The following is a 24321-nucleotide window of genomic DNA, read 5'->3' as shown; positions in this document are numbered from 1 at the left end:
CATGCCGATCAGGGTGCCGGTCGAACCGTCGGCATAACGCTAGGCCGAATCGGGCCGCCGGGCTTGCGCGTACTCAACAATGCCGGCGTCAGGCGAGCCGCCTGGAGTCTCGGCCCCGGGCGCCCCGGCACGTCACATCACATCACTTCAGCAGCCCGGCCACATCAACGATCTCCACACCCTGCAACTGGCCCAGCCAGGCGTCGAACCAGGGCTTGTGCGAGGCGCCGACAATAGACAGAACGCGAGCGCCACGGCGTTCGCGGAAGGTTTCGCGGATATTGGCGACCATGCGCAGATTGCGAACTTCCCAGCCGGCAACAAACATCTGCGGATAGCCTTCCGGGGACTTTGCGCGCATCGGTTCCCTAACGTTGACATCGGTGAGTATGCGCAGATATTCCGGGTCGTTGACGAAGCGATACAAGGGCAGCAAGTCGGAGGCCTGCTTCAGCACCTGCTCCTGCTTCTCCTTTTCGTTCAGCTCAGATCTGCCCGCAGCCCAGGCCGCCTCGAGTTGCTGCACATAGGCTTTGACGTCCGGCACATCGATGTTGTCGCCGGTATGGTTGTCAACGGCGTAGACGCGTTGCAGCCCCAGTCGCGCGGCCAGGCGAGCGGCCAACTGGAAGTCTTCGTTGTTACGCGTCGCGACCTTTGCCAATAGTTCCACCACCGCGGCGTTCAAATGCTCGTCGGCCCGGCGCTCGGTCTCGGGCAGTTGCAGCCACTGCACATAGGCCGAAGCGCGGTCGTTCGCGGCGAGGAACAGCGCGGCCAAGCGCCGCCGCTGCGCCGGCGCCGGCTCGGCGGGCCAGGCCTTGAGCGTCTTGTTCACTTCGGCCATCGCCGCCGGTATGTCCAGACCGGTAGCGGCCTTGGCCGCGTCGGTCGGGGCGCAATAGTCGGCGCCATACTTTGCGGGGAAGCGCAAGGCCAACTCACATTCCTCACCGGGCAGCGCCTCGATGGTGATGATGTCGGGCTTGAACGCTGCCAGCCGCTCGCGCACACCATTCAACGCCGCCGGATTGAAGCCGGCGGGCAGCTCGCTCAGGTGGACGGTACCCAGCACCAGCAGTTGCGTCCTTGGCCCGGCCATGCCTCGATCAAGCGCCGTCAGATCAATCTGCGGCCGCGTCTGCACCTGCGCCTGTGCAGCGAGCGCCAGGGTCGCCAGCAAACCGCAGATTCGTTTCGTCCTATTGCCCATCGGGTATTCCTCGAGTTTGATTTGCTTAAGGCATGGGACTTGGCCCGCCGCCAGCCTGCGGCGATCAACGCACACTGATCATCATTTCCTGAATCGCTTGCACAACCGCTTCCGGATTGGCTCTCTGAATCTGGTGATCCGAATCCAGCACCACGGTCTTTGCGCCGGGGTAGAGCGCACGCACGCGAGCAATCGTGGCTTCGTCGGCATTGACCACGCCGAAATCCACCGCAATCGCACTCGCACCCTTTGGCACATTGATCAAGCGGGTGACGGGGATTTGCGCCGACCAAGGCAAAGCGAGCACGGCCTCGCCGGTGGCGTGAATCGCGTCGATCTCGCGCCCTGCCATGCGGCTCATGAACACGGCCTTGGCCCAGCGCGTATAGAGCGGAAAGTCTTCGGGCTTTTTGATGATGCCGGGGTAAAGCGAATCCACCAGCACCAGGCCTTTGACCTCGCTCGGATATTGCCGCGCAAAGAGCTGCATATACAGCCCGCCGAGCGAATGGCCGACCAAAAGGTAAGGCGGCTTATGGCCCTTTTGCTGCAGCAACTCGCGCAGATCGGCGACGATTTGGCGCCCATCGCGCGGACGTTCGGTGGCTTCACTGCGGCCGATGCCGGGGCGGTCATAGGCAAACAGCGCCCAGGGTTTGGAGACTCCCGCCGTCAACTGCTGGCCCTGCTGAGTCTGGGCCGCGAGGGCGCCGATGACAGCGCTCCAGCCCTCCATCTGTGCACGCGATCCGTTCTCGAACACCAGCGTCCCCTGCGCCTCATGGGCATTGATGCTCAGTTGCTCGATCACCTGGCCATGCAGGCGAGCCAGCGCCGGCATCGCGGCGGCCTCGCTGGCGTGCGCGCTATCAAGGCCGGCCGAGAGGGTCGCCAGGCATGTGAGCACAGCGAGCGCAAAGATGCGCATGAATTGGCCAGCACTGGCTCCATAGGAGGAAAAGATAAACATAGGCATGGAACGAGCCGGTCAGCAAAAGGGAATCGCGTTTGTATCAACTCGCTGGGCGCAGGTCGCGCGGCTTGCGACAGACCGTCCGCCTGCGGGGCCAGACTGCATGGCGAGGGCCCCGCGTGCGCCCAATTTTGGCTGTGTTGTGGCCCCTTTTCGGGGGCCGCCATGCAGCGCAAAACCGCGCAGGATTTCGACCAAGCGCTGCTGATTCTGTTCGATGCCTATGTACACGGACGCTGGACCGGCGCGGCTTTTTGGCGCGGGCGCAGCGCTTTGCGGTCGGTGGCGTGACGCCTACGGCGCTGCTCGCTTCGCTGTCGCCAGGCGCCTGGCGCTGGAGGACTTCCTCGCCAGCGCGGCCTGGCTCAAGGCCAGGCCGGACGCCACAGGCAAGTTGGGCGCGGTGGGCTTTTGCTATGGCGGCGGCATCGTCCGTATGCTGTCAAGCCGCCTGGCCGAGCTGGCCGCTGCAGTGCCTTTTTATGGCAATCGACCGGCACCCGAAGAGGTGGCGCTGAAGGCCGCCGACATGCCCTATACCGCGCAGCAATATGCCGGCACCCGGCATGGGTTCAACAACGACAGCAGGCCGCGTTTTGACGCCGCAGCGGCCAAGCCCTGGCCAGGGCGATTTTGTTCAATACGCCGATGACCCAAAAACGTATCTTTGGGTTCTTCCGCAGCTGTTGATTGAACAAAACGATGAGCCTCTATCTATCCATGGCCGCCTTCGCGCTGGCCTCGTCCATCTCCCCTGGCCCGGTCAATCTCGTCGCGCTGAGTGCGGGCGCGCAGCATGGCCTGCGCGCCGGCCTGCGCCATGTCACCGGCGCCACCGTCGGCTTCACGGGCTTGCTGCTGCTGATCGGCCTGGGGCTGAACGAGCTGATCGCCCGCAGCGGCTACGGGCCCAGCCTGATGCTGCTGCTCCGCTGGGGCGGCCTGAGTTTTCTGGTCTATATGGCCTATCAACTGGCCCGCAGTGATGGCAAGTTAGGCAATGACGATAAAGCGCAGCGAGCCAAGCCCTCCTACCTCTACGGCGCCTATATGCAATGGCTGAACCCCAAAGCCTGGATCGCCTCGCTGGCCGGCATGGCCGCCTATGCGTCAAGCGGCGACGGCTTGCTGGTCTGGCAGTTCGCCGCCATCTACTTTGTGATTTGCTATGCCTCGCTGGCCAGCTGGGCCTGGGCCGGTGCCTCGCTGCGCCGGCACCTGAGCGAGCCGCGCAAGCTGATGTTCTTCAACCGGGCCTTGGCCGTCATGTTGCTGGCCTGCGCCGTTTACATGCTGTGAGAATCACTTCTGCCGGTATCGCCCCGGCGGTATTGTCCCGGCGTTACCGCCACCACGCGCTTGAAAATACGCTGCAAATGAGCCTGGTCGGCAAAGCCCGCCTCGATCGCCACATCGATAATCGAGCGCTGCCCGCCGCGCAGTTGCTCGCGGCAGAACTGCACCCGCCGGTTCACCTGGTAAACATGCGGTGTCAGGCCGAACTGCTGCTTGAAGGCACGGATCAGGTAGGACACCGACAATCCCGCGCAGGCCGCGATCTCGTCCAGGCTCAGCTCCCGGCTGAACTGTTCGTCTATGAAAGCCGCCGCGGCCAGCAACTTGGCGCTGGGCGCGGGCCGCTCAACCGACCGCTCAACGGCTAAGGGCGCCGCTTGCAAAACAAGCCCGGAAAAAAAGGCCAAGGCCGCCGCGCCCTTCTGCGCCGCCGCGACGCTGCCGTCCTCCAACACATCGCACAGCGCCAGCAAGCCACGGTAGAGCGGCTCGTCGTAGCTGAGGGCGAACGGGATCGGTCTGAAGCCGCTGGCGTCAGCGCAATTCAATGCGCGTTGCAAGTCACCCAGCCAGTCCGCGCCCACATAGAGCATGCGATAGGTCCAGGGCTCGCCGGGCAGCGGATTGCAGGCATGCACTTCACCGGGATTCATCAGCACCACCGCGCCAACGCCGATCTGCTCTTGCTGCTCACCGTGCAGATAAATGCTTAGGCCCCCGGTCACCGCGCCGATCGAGAACTCCTGATGCGAGTGCTTTGCATAGCCGATCGCCTCGCAACCTTGAAAGGAACGCAGCTCCAAATAGGGCAAGGTCTGGTCACGCCAGAACAAAGCCGCTCGTTCCGCCTTCATGGCCCCTGTCGCCACGCCAGGTTCAGGACTTGACTTGATTGTTGCGCGCGGCCACCTTGGCCTTGACGTCTTCGGGCGACCAGAACATCCAGTCATGCTGCTGCATATGCGCGCGAATCGCTTCGCTCTGGCCTTGGTTGACCTTGCCGGCGATCATGCCCAGCCTCACCTTGGTCTCAAGGTTAGCCATGCCCAGCGCGATCAGGTCCTGCAGCAGCCGCGCCAGCACCAGGCTGCGGTAGCGCTCGGAGGTGAAGAGCTTGAAGCGGCCGGTCGGCACCTCATGCTCTTCTTGCAGCAGCGACAACTTGGCGCCGGGTGAGTCGAGATAGGCCTTGACGTCCAGCGCCAGCACCTCGTTGCGCCCCAGATTGAAGGCCAGCATATCGATCTCGGGCTTAGGTGCGGACTGCTTGCCGATCAGCTTCTTCTCCTCCAGGCTGACGCTGACCTTGAACTTGTGACGCACCCAAAAGCCCTCTTCTTCGAGCAGCGTGGTGACAATGTTGTCGAACTTGTCTATGGTCTTGAATACTTCAATCATGTGCGCCTTTTGCTACTCCTGCTTTGGGCGCGATTCTATCGGGGCGGGCTTCAGACCCGCGCGGCACCGGCCTCGCGCGCCGGCCGGTCACTGATACGCCGGATCGGCGTCACCGTCAGCGCCAGCAGCACGATCAAGAGCAGGGCCAGGCCGCAGGCCGTGAACAGCGCCGCCGGCGACATCAGCCGCAAGGCCGCCCCGGCAGCGGCCGCCGCCAAGGGCGCCAAGCCCATGAAGATGAACATGAAGACACTCATCGCCCGCCCCAACATGGCCGGCGGCACGCGCTTTTGCATCCAGGTGAACACCGCCACCTGCACAAAACCAGCCAGCGCGCCCAGTGGCGCGAGCAGCGCCAAGCCCTGCCAGACCGCCGAGATATGGCCGAAGGGCAGGAACACCAGGGCGGCCACACCGTCGATCGCCAGCACGGTCAAGCCCAGCGTGCCCAGGCGCCAGGTCGGCAGCATGCCGGCAACCAGCATGCCGATCAAACTGCCCACCCCGTGACCGGCCAACAAGATCCCCAATGATGCTGCGCCGCCGGCCAGTTGCGTGCTGGCCAGCACCGGCAGCGCCACCTGGATGGGGCCACCGACAAAGAAGGCGATCGCCGCAAAATACAGGCATAGCGTGCGCAATTCCTGATCGCGCCACATCGTGCTTATGGCCTCGGCCACCGCCGCGAAAACCGACTGCGGCTCTTGCAGCGCCTTGGCAGCAGCGCAAAGCAAGCGCACCTTGCTCAAGGTCCAGGCGGATAGCGCAAAAGTAGCCGCATCAAAGGCAAAGGCCAGGCCCAGGCCACGGGCATTCTCCAGCCGCTCGGCCTGCTCGCCAAAGGCTGCGATCAAGAGCCCGGCCAGCAGCGGACCCAGCAGCGCCGTCAGTTGGCGCAGCCCCATCAAGGCGCCATTGGCCGTTTGCAAGGCCTCGGCAGGCAGCGTCTTGGGCAGGATGGAACTGCCGGCGGGGAAGCTGAAGGCGGTCACCAGGCCAATCGCCAAGGCCAAGGCGTAGACCATCCATAGCTGCACCGCGCTGGTCCAGACCAGCAAGGCCAGCAGCCCGATCAAGCCGGCGTTGAGCAGCTTGGTCCACATCAGCACGGTCTTGGGCGAGTAGCGATCGACTATGGCGCCGCCGATCAGAATAAAGAGCGCGCGCGGCAGGCCCACGATGGCCAGCACCAGGCCCAACTCCAGCGTGTCGCTGCTCAGCTTGAGCACCAACCAGGGCAAGGCAATCAAGGTGAACTGGTCACCCAACATCGACAGCGCGCCGCCGCCCAGCAGCCAGCGGAAGTTGGCGTTAGCGAACAGGGCGCGGCGGGCGGCCGTGGCTCCATCCTTTGTATTTTTTGCGGTAACAGCGTTCATGACTGCGGATCTTCTTTGGGTTGTCTTTTCATTGGCTGTGTTGAGCTTGCGGCCCCGGCAGATGCGCGCAAATAGGCGATCAACTCCGGCGTGACGCCGGTGTCCCGCTGCATCAAGGGCTCGTTCGCCCACATGGTTTGAAATTTCGCTCTGACCTCGGCGTCGTCGCCGGTGAACTGCGCCATCAAGGCCTGCCAGCGGGCGACCAAGGCGCGCACGCGCGCCGACGCGGGCTCGGTGCCACGGGCCATTTCTTCGTGGACGGCCTTGATCAGCGCCGGCCATTCGGCCTCGCTGGCCCGCAGCGCCTCCGGCCCTAAGGCGACGCGGCGGCGCTCCAGCCGGGCGAAGTCATCCTCGTTGAAGTACTTTTCGTAGCGCTGCATCATGCCCATCGTGGCCAGCAAATGTTCGCTGACACCGGGCTCGCTGCCACCGGCTTCGTTTTGGGCCGCGCGCTCGGCCACGGATTTAAGCGCGCGGAGCAAACGTTGCTGGCGGCCCAAATTGCGCTCGACCTCGGCGATATGCCGATTCAACACCTCCAGCAAGGGCGGGTTCTCCGCCTCCAGCAACACGCCGATTTGCTTCAAGGCCAGCCCCGAATGCCGGTAGGCCAGGAGCCGATGCAGACGCAGCACATCGGCCTCGTTATAGAGCCGATAGCCGGCCTCGCTGCGGCCGGACGGCGTCAGCAGCCCGAGCTTTTCATAATGATGCAAAGCGCGCACGGTCAAGCCGCAACGCTTGGCCAAATCACCGACGGTGTATTCCATGACAGAAAGCCGATTCGTTTTTGTTCAACAAGAATCGAATCATGAAGCCTGACCTTAGGTGAGGGTCAAGCGCTTTGTGACGCTTGTTCCGCAGATTGCAATCGCGCGCGAGGGCGCTGCGAAGCGGCTACGGTGGCGGCTCGCCGCACAAGCACGATGCTTTGCTGGCCTTCATTGCCCGCGCTTTGCGGCCGCCCCGACGATTCGGCCAAAGCCGTCCGTCTACTTTTTCGCCAGCAAGGCTGACAGCCGGTGGCAACCTTTGCGGCAGCAAGGTGCGAACTACGGGGCACAGACCGGCCCTGCAACGCCTGCTTCCATGCGTCGCCCATCAAGTTCAATGGTGAAAGTCAGGATGCCCGCTTCCACAAAGCAGATCAATCCGCCAATTACCGGCACCAGACTGGCACCAGCGCCCGGAAAGAAAAAAAGCACTCAGAACCAAATGGCGCTAAGTGCTTGATTTAATTGGTAGGCCGTATAGGACTTGAACCTATGACCAAAGGATTATGAGTCCTTGCTTATGCACTATTCCGGAGTGTTGATCGATGTTGAAACCCAACGGGTTTCATAGGTAAATTTAGAAAATATCGGTAGAGTTGACCCTCTCAAGTGTTGCGCCGTGTTGAACAACATTGCTCGATTCTGCCTACATGGTGCCTACATGAACTCCGTGTCCGGCGCCTCGAATACGAAAGAAGCCGGATGACAGAAAAGGCTCGACTGACCGAAGGCAGGCTGAGCGCCTTTGAGTGCCCAGCAGACAAACAACAGGCCTTCCTTCGCGACGCATCGACACCCGGCCTTTCGGTTCGAGCCACGCCGAGGGGCGAGAAGACGAAAGCGGTGAAGTCATACGTCTTTGAACGGCGGCTTGGCGGCAAGACCGTTCGCGTGACGATCGGCGCCACGGAAACATGGTCCATCAAAGACGCGCAAGCCGAAGCTCGCCGACTGGGAACACTCGTCGATCAGGGCCTCGACCCACGCATCGAGAAGGCCAACGCAATCGCGTCTGCCGAGGCGACCCATAGCGCCAAGCGGATCGAAGAGACCAAGCGGGAATTGCTGGCCCGAACAGCCTGGGAAGCCTACTGCGAAGTAGGAAAGGCAGAAGGCACAAGTCGCGGCAAGGCCTGGAGCGCACTGCACCTGCGAGATCACCTCGCGCTGGCAAGCAAGGGCGGTTCCGCGGCAAAACGAGGCGGCCGCACTACGGAGCCCGGCCCCCTGGCGGAGCTTCTTGACGAGCCGCTTGCCGACCTCACTTCGGAGAGCCTGGAAAGGTGGATCAATGCTGAGAGCAAGAAGCGGCCGACTCGCGCCAGCCTTGCTTTTCGCCTGCTGCGGGCTTTCATAAACTGGTGCGCGGAGCATCCTGAGTATGCGGACATCGTCAACGCGGACTCACACCGGAAACGCTCGATCCGAAAGCAGGTGCCTCCTTCGAATCCCAAGAAAGACAGACTGCAAAGAGATCAACTGCGAGCGTGGTTTGAAGCGGTCCGTCGGCACGGCGGTGCAACTACATCGAACTACCTGCAGTGCCTTCTACTCGTCGGCGCCCGCCCAATGGAGCTCGCACGCTTGCGGATGGCAGACGTCGATTTCCGGTGGCACTCGATGACGATGCGCGACAAGGTTGAAGGCACCCGCCGGATTCCACTGACCCATTTCGTCGCGGGACTGATCAAGCAGATTCCGCGTGAAAAAGGCTGCCCCTGGGTGTTCCCGTCTGCAGATGCCGTGAGCGGTCATATCACCGATCCGAGCGATACCCATAACCGAGCAGTCGCTGAAGCAGGCATCGGTCATCTCACCCTTCAGGGACTTAGGCGATCATTCGCATCGCTCTCCGAATGGGTCGAGGCTCCAGCAGGTGTCCGCGCCCAGATCCAGGGGCACAAGCCAAGCGCGACCGCGGAAAAATACTACATTCACCGAGAGTTGGACCAACTGCGTGTTTGGCACAACCGGATTGAGGAATGGATCCTTCGTGAAGCTGGAATCGGTGTCGAGCAGTCACAAGGCGTATCTGAAGGCGCGGCGGCCGACATCCAAATGATGCGTATCCGTCCTGCCAGCTCACCTTGAACGGCCCATCGTCGGCGGCCAGGATAGTGCCCGCCAGAAAGATTAGGTGGACGCGATGTCAGGCGCCAAGCCCCTCGCCCAGAGGGGTGCGCCAGTGGGGCTGGATAGTTATAATCCTAGTTACTGGGTCAGATTCAAACACCACCCTCGGTCTCTCGGCCAAAGCGTGCAACTCAACCTGTCAATCGGCGGGCTGCATTTGCTTGCCTGCCTAGGAACCGATATGAATTTCACCTTGAAAACCGAGACCCTGTTGAAGCTGCGCGCCAAGCGTTTGCGGGAACTGCTCCAGGAACGTGTCTCTACCCCGGTGCCGGAACCCTTCAACTACAAGGACGCCACGGCATACGCGCTCGGCCACAATGATCTTCGTGCATTGAGAGCTTCCGCTCAGGCGGCAAATGAGGGTTCTCCGTGGGATGAGCAATGCACTGAGGCCGAGCGGACCGGTCGCAGGAGCTTTCTGGCTACCCGTTTGACCGAGTACGCCAGAAGGTTCGACGTTCAAGTCGAAGACATGGAAGGCCTGATCGATCAATGGCAGCCCACTGCCTCCCGCGCCCAGCACCCTGCATTCAGCATTGACGAGATCGAGAGGATGCGCGCTGCGGGCATCCCCCAACAAGCCTTCGAGCTGCTCGTGCACTACGAAGACTCGGGTGAAGAGCCAACCGCAGAGGATCTGGATCTCTTCCGCAGGGGCATCAAAAGCAGTGAGGCTGCAGGCAACACGGCGCTCACTTTGTACATGGGGCCCTTGGCTGTGCGCCTCGTCAACCAGAAGACCGGACAAGCTGCTCAGCTCGGCGTGGCCTTGCTTGAGCTGCTGTCCGAGGCTTCGGAAATCCTCTTCCCGAAGGTCCAACTAGCAATCGCCCTGAAGAATGGTTGGGGGGTGGCGCAAAACCTGGAGCGCGCGAGGAGCCTCTGCAGGCTGATCAGGCAGACGCTTACGGCCGGTGAAGATGTCTTCAGCAGCGATGTGGGGCATGTCGAGTTCCTCATGCTGCAAGGCAAGCTTCACGGCCACAGCTCGTTGCTCCAGGAGCGCAAGCTTGCATTCCAGAGCTTCCGCGAGGCTGCTGATCTTGGAAGTGGGCAAGCTGCCCTGATGGTCGCGCACTACCTCCATCCTTTGCGACCGGACAACGAGCCGGACATGTTCTCGGGGGTTGTGCCTCACGACATTTCCAGCAGTGAGCGCTATTTCGAACTCGCGCTGCGGCGTGGCTACAACCCTCACACTAAGGCATTTCCGGAAGGAGCGCTGTGATGATCGGACAGCACTCTCCCCAGTTCCAAGCTGGATACGTCGCAGGTTTGGAGGGCGGCTACACGGTGGACGCGTTTGAGATGTCGCAGATGGACGACGGCTACGTCCTCGGCTACGTGGTTGGCCAGAGCGAAGCCGAGTCATTTCGCCAAGCTTCCAAGATGGTGTGGGCCTGGCAAGCCGGCGAGCTCGGTCGCCTCTACAGAGTGCCCCTGCGCAGCCTCGAGGCATTCATCGACGAAGATGACGATTTCGACGGAAGCTTGTTGCGAGCGCTTCGTGAGTCATACGAAGCGCGCGACGACGAACTGGATGAGGACGACGAACCGTTTGGCTGAAGCCTGCGCGGGGACCCGCGCTACGCGCTCGCAAGGGTAACGTGGCTATGCCTGAAAAGCACCACGAGAAACTACGAGCCCTGCCCCACGGGCACTGGACTCGTACACGATCCAATACAAAGTAAGCCACACTGGAAACTACACGCCCCACCCCAGGGGGGCGGGGCGTGTACACATATTCAGTGCACTTTTTGCACGTGCATTTCTTGCACCCGCAAAGCAGCGACCACAGCGCCGCACATGGTGCTGCCGACCGTGGCCGGCGTCAAATCTTTGGGTCTCGGCGCCGCAGTCAGCGACCGGGCATCTTCTCTCCGCTGGATATCTACGTCCCACGCGCGATCAGTCTAAAAAGTTCCGTCACACCTTCCTCACCACCCGCAATGCGTGTCGCTCGCGCCAATGCGAACGGCGCCTCATCCCGGCAGCGCTCAGCGAACGCCACAAAGTTCTTGTCTGCGGAGATCACTTCGTCCACTTCAACCAGGTGGGTAGCGATGGAGTTGTCCCCAGGTGTTCCTGAAGTCACCTTTCGCCAACCCTGTAAAAAATCGAAGGCACCTCTTATCCATTGCCGAGGCACATGCACTGGATCCAGTTCATAGAGCCACAGCCTGTTCATCGACGCAACGTCGAACATCATGGTGCCAATATCGTGTCAAGTAGCGTCCAATAGTTTCCAGCTGTCAGCGTCCAATACTTTCCAGTTGGTCAGTCGGTTTTGATGTCCTTTTTGCGCTGTTTGAAGCGGTAGGAGTCGTTGCCGGTTTCCAAGATGTCGCAGTGGTGCGTGATGCGGTCCAGCAGTGCCGTCGTGAGCTTCGCATCGCCGAACACGGTGACCCATTCGCCAAACGACAGGTTGGTGGTGATGATCAGGGAAGTCTTTTCGTAGAGCTGGCTGATCAGGTGGAAGAGCAAGGCTCCACCCGAGGCTGGGAACGGCAAATAGCCCAGCTCATCCAGAATGACGGCGTCAATCTGCACCAGTTGCTTGGCCAAGGTGCCCGTCTTGCCTTGCTGCTTTTCCTTCTCCAACGCATCCACCAAATCGACTGCATTGAAGAAGCGGACCCGTTTGCCTTGATGAACGGCGGCCACGCCGAGCGCGGTGGCCAGGTGTGTCTTGCCCGTGCCAGTGCCACCAACCAAGATCAAGTTGTGGGCCTGCTCCATGAAGGCGCATGTGGCCAGCTGCTCCACCCGGGCTTTGGCCAAGGGCGTCTCAGCCCAGTCCATGTCGATTAGATCCCGGTGAATCGGGAATCGGGCTGCCTTGAGTTGGTAGCGCAGGCTGCGCACTTGCCGGTCGGCCTGTTCAGCGTCGATCAGTCGGTGTAGCCAAGCTTCGGGCTGAGCGGGTTGGCGGGACTCTTCGGTCAGCAATTCCGACCAGGCCGTCGCCATGCCGTACAGATGCAGGGATTTGAGCTGCGCTGCGCGGTCAATGGACATGTTGGCGCCCCAGCAGATGGTCGTAGCGGCTGCAGTCGGCCATGGGCTCGACTTGCAGGCGCAGCTGTTCAGGCAGGCTGATGCGCTCGGGCCGCTCGGGCGCCGTCAAGCGCCGCAACTCGTTCATGACCACGGCAGCCGTGACCACGCCGCACTCCAGCGTCAGCTCGCAAGCCACTTGCAGCGTATCCAGCCCCACCTCGCGAGCGGCCAGCAGGAGCTCCACAAAGGCGCGGTCGCCTCTGGGTTGCTTCAAGACGCGGTCGCGCACCGCCTTGACGGCCTTGGGGAGATCCCACTCCACGAATGGCGCCCCGTTGCGCAGCGCGCCAGGCTTCTTCTCCAGCACCGGCAGGTAGTGCCAGGGATCAAAGATCAACTGATCGCGCCCAAACCGGCGGCCATGCTGGGCGATGACTTGGCCGTCGATGACGAGCCGAATTTGATCAGCAAACACCCGCACCGACACCACCTTGCCCGCGAAGTCCGCCGGTACGCTGTAGCGATTGCGATCCACGCGCACCAAGCAGGTACTTGACACGCGCATCATCTGTTCGACATAGCCTGCAAACTCGCTCGCCACCGGCCGCAGTCTGGCCCGCTCCTGCTCAAAGCACTGCGCAATCGTGCGCTCGGCCTCGGCGGGGTGGCTCCGGGCCGCCAACTCCAGGCAGCGCTTGCTCAACCATTCATTGAGCAACTCAAAGCTCTTGAAGCGCGCCATCGGCGTGAACAGCCATTCACGCACATTGCCCACCTGATTCTCGACCTGCCCCTTCTCCCAGCCAGACTCGGGGGTGCAGGCCACGGGTTCGAACAAATAGTGATTGGCCAGCGCCATGAAACGCCGATTGAAGCGGCGCTCCTTGCCGACCAGAATGGCGTCCACGACGGTCTTCAGGTTGTCGTAGATGAGCCGCTGTGGCACGCCGCCAAAGAAAGCGAAGGCCCGGTTATGCGCATCCAGCACCATCTCCTGCGTCTCGCGCGGATAGGCCACCACAAACATCTGCCGGCTATAGGCCAAACGAAAGTGCGCGACTTTGATGGTTTGCACGACGCCGTCAATGTCCACCTGCTCCTGGCTCCAGTCAAATTGGCAGGCGTCTCCCGGCACAAACACCAGCGGCACGAACGCGCCCTTGACGCTTGGTGCCAACTGAGCGGACTTCCATTGCTTCACGCAACGCTGCACGCTGTCATAGGCCCCGCGATAGCCTTCACTCTGCAAGCCTTCAAACAAACGCTTGGCCGTGCGCCGCTGAGCCTTGGGCAGGTGACGTTCGGTTTGCAGCCAGCTCTCCAGTGTGGCCTGAAAGCAGCCCAGCTTGGGCGCAGGTTGATGCTGGCGGACATAACCCAGCGTTTCAATGGTTTGAAGATGCTTGCGCACCGTGGGCCGCGACAAGTTCAGATCCCGCGCGATGGAGCTGATGCTCTCCTTGCTGACCAAATGCCGCCGCCGGATCTCGGCAATAACTTCCATGTTTAACACCCCAGATTCCCCGGCGAAAACGCCGGATGGTTGCACACCCCAGGGTGGAAACTATTGGACGCTGTTTACCCCGGGAATCTGGAAAGTTTTGCACGCTGTTTCACAGCCAATATCGATTTCGCAGTCAATCCATTCTCTATACGGGCTTGCGTAGACCAGCAGCTCCGCCCTCACGACGGCCAGGCTGGGAAGACGCCAATAATCGACCGGATCACCCGCCCAGCCAGGCGTGCCCGGAGCTGGCAGCCCCGCGACAAATTGAATTGGTGTATCGCCGACCCCTTGGTCGGTCTTGGACAGGCGTTGGCGGATTTGCTTGGACTCTTCCCGCGCCAGCGCCAATTCTCGATCACCACGGACACTCTCGTCGGTCACTCGTGGCTCAACGCCACGTCGAGCCCGATCCCAAAAGCCATTTTTCAGCTTAGTCCAGTCGTAGCGAAGCCTATTGAACTCCAGCAGGTTCGGCCTATCGATAACCCATTCAGGTCGAAGTCGGCGAATCTCTAACTTGATCTCCAGGCACTCGCTAAATGTCTCTGGCATGAGCCGATTCCAGCAAGGCCGGGTCACCGCCTCGACCGCTGCGCGCCGCCGATGTAGATCTGTTGTGCGCCGCAGCTCTTCAACAATGGTGGGTGAGACGGAAATCTCGACCCCGCGCGTAAGTGCCAGACGATACAACTCGTCGACTGCATCATGGTCTGCCAGATAGCTCCATATGTTGGTATCCAACAAAACCCGCTTGGGCGCAGCAGTCCTTTTCATATGTCACCCTCGCATGGGTACACAACACCGGCGCAGTTCCACAGTCCTGCCAAGGCCGGACTGATGTCCGCCCACCGATGTCGAAGACTCGTAACGAGTTCGAAAATCCCCAGGTGCCCCTTGTGGAGCCACTGCTTGCCTAAGCCCCAAGCGGCAACGCATTCAACTCCTTACGCGCCTCCCGCCATTGCGGCCAATGCTGATCCAGCAAAGCCACGAACCGGTCGCTGTGCGTCGGCTCAAGCAGATGCACCATCTCGTGGACCACCACGTATTCGACCAAGTCCTTGGGTTTTTTGACCAACTCGGTGTTGAGTCGGATATTGCCCGCCTGATGGTTGCAGCTGCCCCATTTGGTTTTCATGCGCTGCAAGAAGTAGCCCGAAACCCGCACACCCAGCTTCAGCTCCCACTTGGCAATCAGCTTGGGCACCAAGGCATGCAGCAAAGACTTGTGCCAGGCGTGCATCACCTCGGCCCGTTTAGCCAAGTCATGGCCGGGTCGCATAGACAGAGTGATGCGCTTGTGGTCCAACTTGACGAACGGTTTCACGTTGGCTTCCACCACCGTCATCAAGTGGCGCCGCCCCCAAAGCTCGTGGCTCTCGCGCTCTTGGAACTTGCGCGGTGTTTCACGCGCCTGTGCCTTCAGCGACTTTTGTTGCTGCCGAATCCAAGCCAGCTTGGAGATCGCATAGGCTCGCGCCACCTCGCTACGTGTGCTGATGGGGGCCACCAACGTGACGCGCCCGTCCGGCGGGTGCACGGTCAGATGCACGTTCTTCACGGCTTTGCGGACCAAGCTGATCTGCAATGTGCCCAAAACAATCTCTTCGCTCATCAATAGCCCGGCTGGTTCTTGATGATTTCGAAGATGGCCAGAGTGGCCGCCTTGTTCTTCTTCATGATCGGGTGGATGGCATTCTTCACCTGAGCTTCCCGAGCTGGGTCACCCCTCCAGCCGGCCGGCGCTTTCTCGCGCACCGCCTTATCCAAGGCCAAAGCCAAGCTCAAGCATTCATCGCCATAACCCGGCTCTTCCTCATGTGCCTCGGCCGCACTTTCAGGAGTTGACGCCGCAAGAATGTCGGGGAGGTTGTTGTAAAGCACGGCCGCCTCCCGGTTGCCCTTCAGCTCGGGAGGCAGCTTGTTATCGCCCTTCCCTTGCTTGCCCAATTGCTTGGCGAGCGCTTCGGCATTTTTCAGGAACTGCTCGTAGCTTTCGGTGTCGTCAATCTTCTGCTGAATCAAATCCTCCAGCAGCTTGGACATCTGCTCATAGAACTTGGGGTCTGTCAGCTGTTCGCGGATGATGGTCTTGCGGACGTTGTTGATGATGCTCTCGGCAATCGCATTGCGAGACAGCTTGCCCTTCTCATTGAGCTTCTTGGCAATCGCATCATGGATGCCGGTCTCGATGATCAACTCGGTCAGAGACAGCGAGTTCAAGTCACCCAACAGATCCGCCGGGTCGGCCTGGATATAGGTATTGATGAGGTGGCGCATGTCCGCCTCAAAAGGCTTGGTATCCAGCTCTTCGCCGGAATGGTTCTTGATCGCCGCGCGCACCTCGGTATAAAAGGCGGTCTCCTTTTCGAAGGCGTCGATCTGGGCCGCGCTGTAACCGGCGCCTTCCAAGTCCGAGGCCAAATCCGAATAGGCGCGAACATAGGCGGCCACCGCTTTGTAGAAGGCAATCCGCAGCGGTTCGGTGTTGTCCAAGGCCGCCGCGTCGGCCGCGCTGCCGCAGAAGTAAAGGATGTGCTGCTCAAGCCCCTGCGGCTGCTTCACCGGCGCGCAAAGGTAAATCAGCGCCTCGCGTGCGCCATCGAGCTTGGCCTTGCCCTCCTCGCGCCAGTCCTTCACGGTCACATTGCTGTCGTCGCCGCAGCTTTCGGTATCCAGCTCATCCGAGGTGTAGACCGCAATCGCGTTCTGAACCTTGCTGAACAACTCCTTGTAGTCAACGATGTGGCCGTAGTCCTTGTCTTCGCCGTCCAGCCGGTTGGTGCGGCAGATGGCCTGAAACAGGTTGTGGTCGCGCAGCTCGTTGTCCAGGTAGATATAAGTGCAGCTGGGCGCATCAAAGCCGGTCAGCAACTTGCTCACCACGATCAGCAACTTCAGATTGGCCGGCTCCTCGATGAAGCGCCGCTTCATCTCGGTCTCGTATTGAGTGGTGTTCTGCCCCGACTTCAGCACATGCTGGGTATAGGTGTCGAACTTGTAGCGCTCGTCGCTGTCCTTGGGCTCTTGCGAGATCGCATTGTGGTTCGGTTCGAAGGACGTGATGATGCCGCAGTGCTTGCCGAAGTTCGTGTTCTGAAACAGTCGGTAGTAGTGGCAGGCGTCGTAAATCGAGGCCGCCACCAAGATGGCCGTGCCTCTGTCATTGCTCAGCCGTGGCCGCACGCCAAAGTCATGAATGATGTTCGCCATGATGCGCTGCTTGCGCTCGCCCGAGCTCATCAAGTCTTCCATCGTCGCCCAGCGCCGGCGCAACACGGATTTTTGGTAGTTGTTCAGGCCTTTGGCCGCCTTTTCAAACCAGTCATCCACGGCCTTCGGCGACGTCAAACGCTGCGGTACCGCCCTCGCCTCGTACTTCAAGTCCAGCACCACGCCGTCTTCCACCGCCTCGTGGAATTTGTAGGTATGGATAAAACTGCCAAACACCTCGCGCGTGGTTTGCTTGTCTTTGCGCAGCAGCGGCGTGCCGGTGAAGCCAATGAAGATGGCGCTGGCCAGCCAGCGCTTCATCTGCTTGTTCATGTCGCCGCCCTGCGTACGGTGGCATTCGTCCACAAACACGTAAAAGCGCCCCGCCACCTTGGGCGGCTCGCCCTTCAGGTCCGACGCATCGATTTTGTGGATCAGCGCGCACATCAAACGCGGCGACGGTGATGCCAGCTTCTCCACCAGGTCCCTGCGCGACTGGATGCGTGGCGACGGCGCTTCGGCGCCAATCACCCCGGCGTTCTTCATCACGCCTTCAATCTGCTTGTCCAGCTCGTCCCGGTCCGTCACCACCAGGATGCGCGCCTCGGGGTCATGCTCCAGCAGCCATTTGGCAATCAGCACCATCAAGATGCTCTTGCCGCTGCCCTGGGTGTGCCAGATGACGCCACCCTCTTGCCGCTTGATGCTTTCCTGCGCCGCCTTCACGCCCTCAAACTGATGCAGACGCGGCACCTTCTTTTGGCCCGCATCGAAGATCACAAAGTTGCGCATCAGGTCCAGCAGCCGCTCGGGCGCCAAGATCTGGCTCAAGGGGCCGTCCAGCAACTCCCCTTCAGCCAAGTCCCCTGTCGCCGCCTGAGTTTTGTCGTGATGCTTCCATTCGACATAAAACTTCTCCGGCGTGCCCGTCGTGCCGAAGCGCAAGCCTTGCGAATCGCTGCCGGCCAGCACCAACTGCACCGTGCTGAAGAAGCCCTGATTGAAGATCTCTTCCTGATTGGTAATCAATTGGCGGATGCCATTGGCCACATCCACCGAGCTGCGCTTGAGCTCCAGTACCGCCACTGCAATGCCGTTCACATACAACACGATGTCAGGCCGGCGCTCATGGCCACCCTTCAGCGTCACCTCCTCGGCCAAAGCGAAGTGGTTGTTCGCCGGGGTCGCCCAATCAATCAGCTCTACCGTCTTGTGGGGTACGCCGGCCGCCACCTGGACCGGCACGCCATAGCGCAGCAACTGGTAGGTGCGCAGGCTGGCCTGATAGGGCGTGATGCCGGTGGCGTCAGCTGCCGTCATCAGCTTTTGTATGGCCTGCGTGATTTGGGCGTCGCTATAGCCGCGCTGCTTCAGATTGGCCGTGAGGTACTCGGCTTCGATGCAGCGGTTGCCCTCACGCTTGCTCCAGTCACCCAAGTAGGCGTAGCCCAGTCCGCCTTCGGCCGCATGGCCGGTCACGCGTGAAATCACTCGATTCTGGGTTCGTCGTTCAGGTCTCGGTGCGGTAACCATGCTCTCTACTCCCTCCGCGTCTGTAATGCGCGTATTTGTTTGCTGGCTTGTTTGTCTACTTGGCCTTTGGGCGCATCAATCCAGGCTGTGGGCGCTTTTCAGAAATCCGCGAATGGCCGTATTGCTCCAAGCATCAGCCTCAATCAAAAGATGGTCCCGCACGATGTAGCGAACGATGTCTTCGTCGCAGACCGGATGGTCATCGCTGGCCTCACCCTCTTCCTGGGATGCAGACCAGTCTTCGCCTTCCGAGGTTTGCAACCAAAGCGCCTCAAGCTCATGGCGCGCCAGCTGCGACACATCCCAAGCCAAGGCATCGCGCATCGCCGCCTCATAGGCATCCCAGAAGTACGACTGCTCGCCTTGAACTTGCACGCAGATTTCGTCCCAAGTATTGGTCAGCGATGAGTCGTCCCCAGACAAGGTGTGGGGCATCTTCCGCAGATGTGAAATGGCGCGCCGTGTCAGCCTTTTGGCCGCCAAGTCGGCCACGGCTCGCACGATACGAAATTCGCTCAACAGGATAGGCTCGTCTGGATTTGCTGTCATGTCGGCTCTTGCGCCTTCGCATGCCCAGCCCTACCCGTGCGCTTCACAAGCGCCTCGCGCACTTGGCCAAGATGGACGGTCAATGTTCGGATGTTTTCGCGGATTTGCTTTGGTGTGTTCACTCTTCGCTCCCTGTTCGCGTCAAAAAAGGCTGATATTGCTAATGTTCGAATCGATTCCCGTGTTCGTGTATTGATGATTCAAGGGCCGACCGACATGGTGCCATCCTGCAGGCAATCAGCGGCATGCATGCCGTCGGCGCCGGCCAACTCGCGCAGGTATCGGCTCATACCAATCGGGTCCTCCCGGTCAGCAGCTCTTGCATCATCCCTTGCTTGAGGGCGCGGGTTTTGGCCAAGCGGGATTCGAGGGCCGCGAGGTCGGCGTCCAAGTCGGAGAGGACTGCTGCAATGGCTATTTGTTCAAGGAGCGGCGGAACCACGAAATCGCGTTCTTTAAGGAACTTGAAATGCCGGTTGTAGCCAGTCGTTTCAACCCCTCGATACTGCAGCTGGAGTGCGTGGAATAGGGTGCACTGTCCTGACTTTCCTTGAAGAATTTGTGTGCCGTCAGCCCCTACCAAGAAATCGAAATCAATGAACTTAACTATACAAGTGTGATCACCGAACACAATGACACCACCGACAGGAGTTCGAAGGCATTTTTCTTCTCTGTCGGAGTAACCAACTATTGGCTCTTTGCCCTGATCAACAACGGGGTACCTCCCAAGGGTTTGGTAATCAGTCGTCTGAATCTGATGAGCCTTAGCATTCAGTCTAACTAATACAGCAGCAAAGTGTTTCACCTCCCACTCACCACTGAACCCCGGCAGGCGGGTTTGGCCGGTGAGGAGCTTCTGATTCGCGGCCAGTTTGATGTCTCGCTTCTTGGCGATCAACCGCTCTAGCCCGGCAATCAGGGCGTCAGTGTCAGAGAGGACAGTGGCGATGGCTCTTTGCTCAGCAATAGATGGCGGCAGTGGAATCGCCATCTTGGTAATCATTTCCATACGAACCGAATCAACCGATGATTTCGCCGTCATCGACATGATTCGGTCGTAGAAATGCGTACTGAAGTAAAGGAAAAAGAAATACCCGTCAATCGGTAGTTGAAAGTTGGAAATTCGGTACACACGTTGGTGTGCATCGAATTTGCCATTGATGTAGTGAAACACCTTGCCTGTACCAACGCCATCGCCCGCCGTTAGAACGGCTTCTCCGTCGAACGAATATGAATTAATGCGTTCAACGGTTTGTGAGCGAACAAAAAATGGGAAATCCCCATCGGCCACCCGATCTTGAGTATTTCTACTACCCGTGGTTACCTCGCAAAGCTCGCCAACCTGCTTTACTCGCCAGTCTGACGGTATTAAGCCTATTTCGGAATGTTGGTAGCTACTGGGTTTCAATTCCATGCCACCCCCATGCGCTTCAAGTGCTCATTCACCTTGACTGACAAGGACTCAACCTCTTCTGCGAGAGCTGGTAATGGAGCGGCATAGCGCTCAGCCAACTCACGAATGCGACGAGTCAAGGTCTGGCTGACCCGGTCGAGTTCGCCTTGCAAATCTGACGCCATGCGCGCCAGCCACTTGTCATTCACCACCAGCACCTGAATTTCGGCGACGCTGAGCTTGGCGTACTGGTCATGCGCCAGTTGGTCCAGTTGGGCGTCCAGCTCCTTGACCGTCTTTTTCAAACCCGCCTCATCGTTGCTGAGCTTGAGCCAGGCCTTCAACACCTTCAGCTCGGCAGCGCCATCCGGGTCGGCGCCAATTTCCTTGATGCGCTCTTTCACCGCAGCGGCATTGATTTTTTCGAAGCCGCCAAACACCGAGTCTTCACCGCTGTGTTCTTCTTCCAGCTCGGTGATGGCGCTGCTGGCGGCGTCCAGTTGGGCTTGGGTGTCATCCAGCGCCGCGTGCTGCTTGGCAAAGTAGCGTGCCACGATGAAGGCCTTGGGCACCAAATCGCAAGCCCAGCCCTTGTCTTTCTTCTTGCCTTTCTTGTCGGTCTCGATGATGCGGGCGGGTTTAGCCACCCAGCCGTCTTGCGCGATGGCATAGGCATCGTCTTGCATCGCTTCTGCCCAGTAGTCCATCAGGTGTTGATAGACGCTGTAGGCATCGATCAGCGGTGCGGGCTTGAAGGTGGCCAAAAGGTCTTCGGACAAAATTCCTATAAGGGCCTTGGGGTGCTCACGCAGCTTGAAGCCCTTCATGCGCGGCTCGTTGCGGGCTTGCCAGTAGGCGAACAGTTGCTTGACCGTGGCCTGAAAAGCGCTGAACTCGGCGTGGCCCAGAATGGCGGCTTTGACTTCAGCGACCGGCTGCTGGAGCTGGCTGTACCCTTGGCGCGTGTCGTTCGACAGCGGTGCGAACAAGGTGGCGCGCAGCGTGGGCATGACCTGCCAGTACGGGGCCAGCGTGCTGCCGGCGCCGAACAGGTCGCGGTCTGGTATGCCGCCGTTCAGATGTGCACTGAGGTCCTGGATGTCTTCGGCCTCGCTGACGTCGATGTAGCGCGGCAGGTTGAGGTTGTAGTCGTTCTTCTCGCTATCGATCTCGCTGCGCGGCACCATGCGGGCGTAGCCGGGCATGTCGTCCAGCTTGTGAAAGCTATCCACGATGCGGTGCAGGTCTTGCTCGCGCAGGCGATTTTTGTTGCCGTCTTTGATGAAGCCCTTGCTGGCGTCAATCATCATCACACCTTTGCGGGCGGCGGCGTTTTCTTTATCCAGCACCAAAATGCAGGCCGGGATGCCAGTGCCATAAAACAGATTGGCCGGCAGGCCGATAATGCCCTTGAGGATGCCGCTGCTGACCAGTTGCTTGCGCAGCACGCCTTCGGCCCCGCCACGGAATAGCACGCCATGCGGCAGGATGCAGGCGGCCTTGCCGCTGCTCTTCATGCTGCGGATGATGTGCAGCAGATAGGCATAGTCGCCCTGCTTGGCCGGGGGCTCGCCCCAGGCGAAGCGCTGGTAGGGGTCGGTCGAGGGAGTCAGGCCGGTGCTCCATGCCTTGTCTGAAAACGGCGGATTAGCCACCACATAGTCGTAGGTGCGCAATTGCTCGCCGTCCTTGAACTTCGGGCTGGCCAGGGTGTTGCCGCTCTGGATATTGGCCGTGGGGAAATCGTGCAGGATCATGTTCATCCGCGCCAGGCCGGCGGTGGTGACGTCCTTTTCCTGCCCTTCCAAGGTGATTTTGTTACCGGCCTCGGCAGCCACCTTCAGCAGCAGGGAGCCGGAACCACAGGTGGGGTCGTAGGCGGTGGTGTTGGCCTTGGTGTTCTCGGGCGAGATGCCGATGACCTTGGCGATGACGCGGCTGACCTCGGACGGCGTGTAGAACTGGCCCTTGCTCTTGCCACTCTCGGTGGCGAAGTGGCGCATCAGGTATTCGTAGGCGTCGCCCAGGATGTCGTCATGCTCGGCTCGGTTCGCCGAGAAGTCCAGCTCGTCTTTCTGGAAGATCATTACCAGGTTGCTGAGGCGCTGCACCATTTCATCGCCGGTGCCGAGCTTGTTCGGGTCATTGAAGTCCGGGAAGTCGCTACGCGCCAGGCGAGCGTTGGCGTCGATCAGCGGCTGGATGATTTGCGTATTGATCTTGTCGCCGATGTCGGCCTTGCCCTTCAGCGCAATCATGTCCTTGAAGCTGGCGCCCTTGGGGATGACCACGGGCGGCGCGAAGTCATCGGAATCGGCGTACTTGTCGCTGATGTACTTGATGAACAGCATGAACAGGACATAGTCCTTGTACTGGCTGGCATCCATGCCGCCACGCAGTTCGTCGCATGAGGCCCAGAGGGAGGAATAGAGATCAGATTTTTTGATGGCCATGGGGCGGGATAGTAGTCTTAGTTTTGTACCCCCATTTCCTAGAAAGGGGGTTGTTGATCAATGATCGAGTGGCAGTGGCAAACTAGAATCTCGATCTACGTTTTGCAGGCCGAAGCTGCACCACCAATTGAATGGAGGGCTTGCAGTTGTGCTTGCCCAAAGCCTGCGGCTTACTGCCTTGATTGGCCTGACCTGTGTCATGTGCCCTCCCCTTCAATCCCTTCTTCTGCTAGGTCTCATCGACTCTTGCAAATACGCACAATTCGCTTGATTTTTGGCCGCATTGCCATCAGCAAAGCACCTATATTTGCAAGAAGTGTATCGTTCGAAAATCTATAGGACTGGCTGCAGCGTCGGCCTGCTTTTGTCAGCGCTAGCGTTGAGTTCTGTTCCGACGTGCAGGCGCTTGCTGCACCAGTTTCAAGGCGTCAGATCCATCGAGGTGGGGCAGACAAGGATCTGCGCTTGCTTGACCCGACTTCAAGGATTCCAAGCGCCGATTTTCTCTACGCCGCCACGGAAGCAAGTCGCACATTGAGTCTGCCGCTGCAGGGGCTAGCCGGCGCAAATTTGTGGCCGCCACCACGGGAAGGGGCGATGCCGAAGGCAGAGAGTGAACGCGCTTGCCATCTGCATCTGCAAGCCGCCCGCCACCTGATCCAACCAAGCGCGCGCGCATCTTCACCAGTTTGTTGATACTGGCTTCGAGCACTTCGGCCCTCGCGTTAGCTGCGCGAAGCCGAGTATTCAAATTTGCGCGCGCCCGGCCTGAGGGACCGGACTTGCCCATATGTATCGTCGGGTGCCGATCAATGCCTCGTGCTTTGTGGCTGCGATGATCCACACGCGCAGCAGAACCCTGCTTGGCCAGCGCCGCATTCACCAGGTCTTGCCAGCGGGGACGCAGCCATGCGACCGAGTCAGGCACCCCGGTCCGCTTGCAGACTATCGGGTCGAGTGCCATGACTTTTTTGCCGAGAACTGCCTCCGAAGTGACCGAGCAGGCGCTGAGCAGTAGATGCGCATGAAAGTTGCGGTCATCTCCGTCGCGAGAAGGCTCATGCAGAGCAACGTCCACCGCCACTTCGAACCTGTCCGCAATCTCTTGCGCAAAACTGAACGCCAGCTCGCCGCGCTCGCAAGGGCCTAGTTCGGCGGGCAGAGCTACGACAATTTCGCGTGCGACGACCGAGTCTTTTCGTCGATGATGTAATTCGACTGTGTTCCAGAAGCGCGCACGATCTGGGAACAGTTGGCCACCCGGCAGCTGGATGCGAGCATCAAGCACGCCGTGACGCCGGCGATAGTCAAATTTCAGCCCCGTGCGGTCATCAAGAATTGCAGTTCCGCTGCGGTATGCAGCTGCCGCCGTCGCAGACCGGCCATGGCCACGAGAAATTGGGTGGCGCGCGCTCAAATGGAAAACAGCCATAGGGACTCCTTGGGGTGTCGGGGCTCGCCCCGACCGCACGCATTCCGACAGGAATGCTCTAAGT

22 protein-coding genes are annotated in these 24321 nt (G+C 60.1%); 6 read left to right on the top strand and 16 right to left on the bottom strand.

Translation table 11 applies throughout. The features are described from left to right. Positions 1 to 142: 142 nt before the first annotated feature. Positions 143 to 1213, bottom strand: coding sequence for a DUF5694 domain-containing protein (locus tag LNV07_RS00585; RefSeq protein ID WP_263569239.1), 1071 nt, complete (start codon positions 1211 to 1213; stop codon positions 143 to 145). Positions 1214 to 1277: 64 nt separating this feature from the next. Further along, the gene (locus tag LNV07_RS00580; RefSeq protein WP_263569238.1) at positions 1278 to 2183 is read right to left on the bottom strand and encodes an alpha/beta fold hydrolase; all 906 of its coding nucleotides are present in this window, start codon (positions 2181 to 2183) and stop codon (positions 1278 to 1280) included. Between LNV07_RS00580 and LNV07_RS25615 the strand changes: the two genes are divergently transcribed. The 3 genes from LNV07_RS25615 to LNV07_RS00570 are packed head-to-tail and all read left to right on the top strand — an operon-like array spanning position 2073 to position 3485. Beyond that, entirely contained in the window at positions 2073 to 2477 is a 405-nt protein-coding gene (locus LNV07_RS25615; protein WP_458296237.1) for a hypothetical protein, read from the top strand. The two genes, LNV07_RS00580 and LNV07_RS25615, sit on opposite strands and share 111 nt — an antisense overlap. Then, positions 2410 to 2838, top strand: a complete 429-nt coding sequence (locus tag LNV07_RS00575; RefSeq protein WP_318013653.1) for a dienelactone hydrolase family protein — start codon at positions 2410 to 2412, stop codon at positions 2836 to 2838. The genes LNV07_RS25615 and LNV07_RS00575 overlap by 68 nt, the downstream gene beginning before the upstream one ends. Positions 2839 to 2888: 50 nt before the next feature. Continuing rightward, the gene (locus LNV07_RS00570; RefSeq protein ID WP_263569237.1) at positions 2889 to 3485 is read left to right on the top strand and encodes a LysE family translocator; all 597 of its coding nucleotides are present in this window, start codon (positions 2889 to 2891) and stop codon (positions 3483 to 3485) included. Here LNV07_RS00570 and LNV07_RS00565 read toward each other — a convergent pair. The 4 genes from LNV07_RS00565 to LNV07_RS00550 are packed head-to-tail and all read right to left on the bottom strand — an operon-like array spanning position 3473 to position 7035. Next, positions 3473 to 4336 (bottom strand): AraC family transcriptional regulator, encoded by an 864-nt coding sequence (locus tag LNV07_RS00565; RefSeq protein WP_263569236.1) that lies wholly within the window; start codon positions 4334 to 4336, stop codon positions 3473 to 3475. The genes LNV07_RS00570 and LNV07_RS00565 overlap by 13 nt on opposite strands. Before the next feature lie 22 nt (positions 4337 to 4358). Next, positions 4359 to 4880, bottom strand: coding sequence for a hypothetical protein (locus LNV07_RS00560; protein WP_263569235.1), 522 nt, complete (start codon positions 4878 to 4880; stop codon positions 4359 to 4361). Between the two features lie 50 nt (positions 4881 to 4930). Further along, positions 4931 to 6259 (bottom strand): MFS transporter, encoded by a 1329-nt coding sequence (locus LNV07_RS00555; RefSeq protein ID WP_263569234.1) that lies wholly within the window; start codon positions 6257 to 6259, stop codon positions 4931 to 4933. Then, complete coding sequence (locus LNV07_RS00550; protein ID WP_263569233.1) at positions 6256 to 7035, bottom strand: MerR family transcriptional regulator; 780 nt, start codon at positions 7033 to 7035, stop codon at positions 6256 to 6258. The genes LNV07_RS00555 and LNV07_RS00550 overlap by 4 nt, the downstream gene beginning before the upstream one ends. 705 nt (positions 7036 to 7740) lie before the next feature. Here LNV07_RS00550 and LNV07_RS00545 point away from each other — a divergent pair. The 3 genes from LNV07_RS00545 (at position 7741) to LNV07_RS00535 (ending at position 10740) form a co-directional block, all read left to right on the top strand. Next, positions 7741 to 9129: a tyrosine-type recombinase/integrase gene (locus tag LNV07_RS00545; RefSeq protein WP_263569232.1), complete on the top strand. Its 1389-nt coding sequence runs from the start codon at positions 7741 to 7743 to the stop codon at positions 9127 to 9129. Positions 9130 to 9295: 166 nt separating this feature from the next. Then, positions 9296 to 10402 carry an SEL1-like repeat protein gene (locus tag LNV07_RS00540; protein ID WP_263569231.1) on the top strand — a complete coding sequence of 369 codons (1107 nt, stop codon included), beginning with the start codon at positions 9296 to 9298 and terminating at the stop codon, positions 10400 to 10402. After that, positions 10402 to 10740, top strand: a complete 339-nt coding sequence (locus tag LNV07_RS00535) for a hypothetical protein (RefSeq protein WP_263569230.1) — start codon at positions 10402 to 10404, stop codon at positions 10738 to 10740. The genes LNV07_RS00540 and LNV07_RS00535 overlap by 1 nt, the downstream gene beginning before the upstream one ends. Before the next feature lie 325 nt (positions 10741 to 11065). On the opposite strand, the gene LNV07_RS00530 is transcribed toward LNV07_RS00535, so the two are convergent. The 10 genes from LNV07_RS00530 to LNV07_RS00485 all read right to left on the bottom strand — a co-directional run bounded on the left by LNV07_RS00530 (position 11066) and on the right by LNV07_RS00485 (position 24257). Then, complete coding sequence (locus tag LNV07_RS00530) at positions 11066 to 11383, bottom strand: hypothetical protein (RefSeq protein WP_263569229.1); 318 nt, start codon at positions 11381 to 11383, stop codon at positions 11066 to 11068. 68 nt (positions 11384 to 11451) lie between these two features. Next, positions 11452 to 12195 (bottom strand): IS21-like element helper ATPase IstB, encoded by a 744-nt coding sequence (istB, locus tag LNV07_RS00525; protein ID WP_263569228.1) that lies wholly within the window; start codon positions 12193 to 12195, stop codon positions 11452 to 11454. Continuing rightward, positions 12185 to 13690, bottom strand: a complete 1506-nt coding sequence (gene istA / locus LNV07_RS00520) for an IS21 family transposase (protein ID WP_263569227.1) — start codon at positions 13688 to 13690, stop codon at positions 12185 to 12187. Before istA ends, istB begins: the two co-directional genes overlap by 11 nt. Positions 13691 to 13741: 51 nt before the next feature. After that, a complete protein-coding gene (locus tag LNV07_RS00515; protein WP_263569226.1) occupies positions 13742 to 14458 on the bottom strand; it encodes a PIN domain-containing protein in 717 nt (238 codons plus the stop codon). 139 nt (positions 14459 to 14597) lie between these two features. Next, positions 14598 to 15299, bottom strand: coding sequence for a M48 family metallopeptidase (locus tag LNV07_RS00510; protein WP_263569225.1), 702 nt, complete (start codon positions 15297 to 15299; stop codon positions 14598 to 14600). Continuing rightward, the gene (locus tag LNV07_RS00505; protein ID WP_263569224.1) at positions 15299 to 18388 is read right to left on the bottom strand and encodes a type I restriction endonuclease subunit R; all 3090 of its coding nucleotides are present in this window, start codon (positions 18386 to 18388) and stop codon (positions 15299 to 15301) included. The genes LNV07_RS00510 and LNV07_RS00505 overlap by 1 nt, the downstream gene beginning before the upstream one ends. 117 nt (positions 18389 to 18505) lie before the next feature. Beyond that, positions 18506 to 18979, bottom strand: coding sequence for a hypothetical protein (locus tag LNV07_RS00500; RefSeq protein ID WP_263569223.1), 474 nt, complete (start codon positions 18977 to 18979; stop codon positions 18506 to 18508). Between the two features lie 286 nt (positions 18980 to 19265). Continuing rightward, positions 19266 to 20393, bottom strand: a complete 1128-nt coding sequence (locus tag LNV07_RS00495) for a restriction endonuclease subunit S (RefSeq protein ID WP_263569222.1) — start codon at positions 20391 to 20393, stop codon at positions 19266 to 19268. Further along, on the bottom strand, positions 20384 to 22825 hold the full coding sequence (locus LNV07_RS00490; protein ID WP_263569221.1) for a type I restriction-modification system subunit M: 2442 nt from the start codon (positions 22823 to 22825) through the stop codon (positions 20384 to 20386). The genes LNV07_RS00495 and LNV07_RS00490 overlap by 10 nt, the downstream gene beginning before the upstream one ends. 373 nt (positions 22826 to 23198) lie before the next feature. Next, positions 23199 to 24257 (bottom strand): MobA/MobL family protein, encoded by a 1059-nt coding sequence (locus tag LNV07_RS00485; protein ID WP_263569220.1) that lies wholly within the window; start codon positions 24255 to 24257, stop codon positions 23199 to 23201. Positions 24258 to 24321: the final 64 nt, after the last annotated feature.

This window comes from Roseateles oligotrophus (assembly GCF_025717515.1).
In the GTDB taxonomy this organism is placed as follows: domain Bacteria; phylum Pseudomonadota; class Gammaproteobacteria; order Burkholderiales; family Burkholderiaceae_C; genus Paucibacter_A; species Paucibacter_A oligotrophus.
This window is presented reverse-complemented; position numbering and strand designations above follow the sequence as displayed.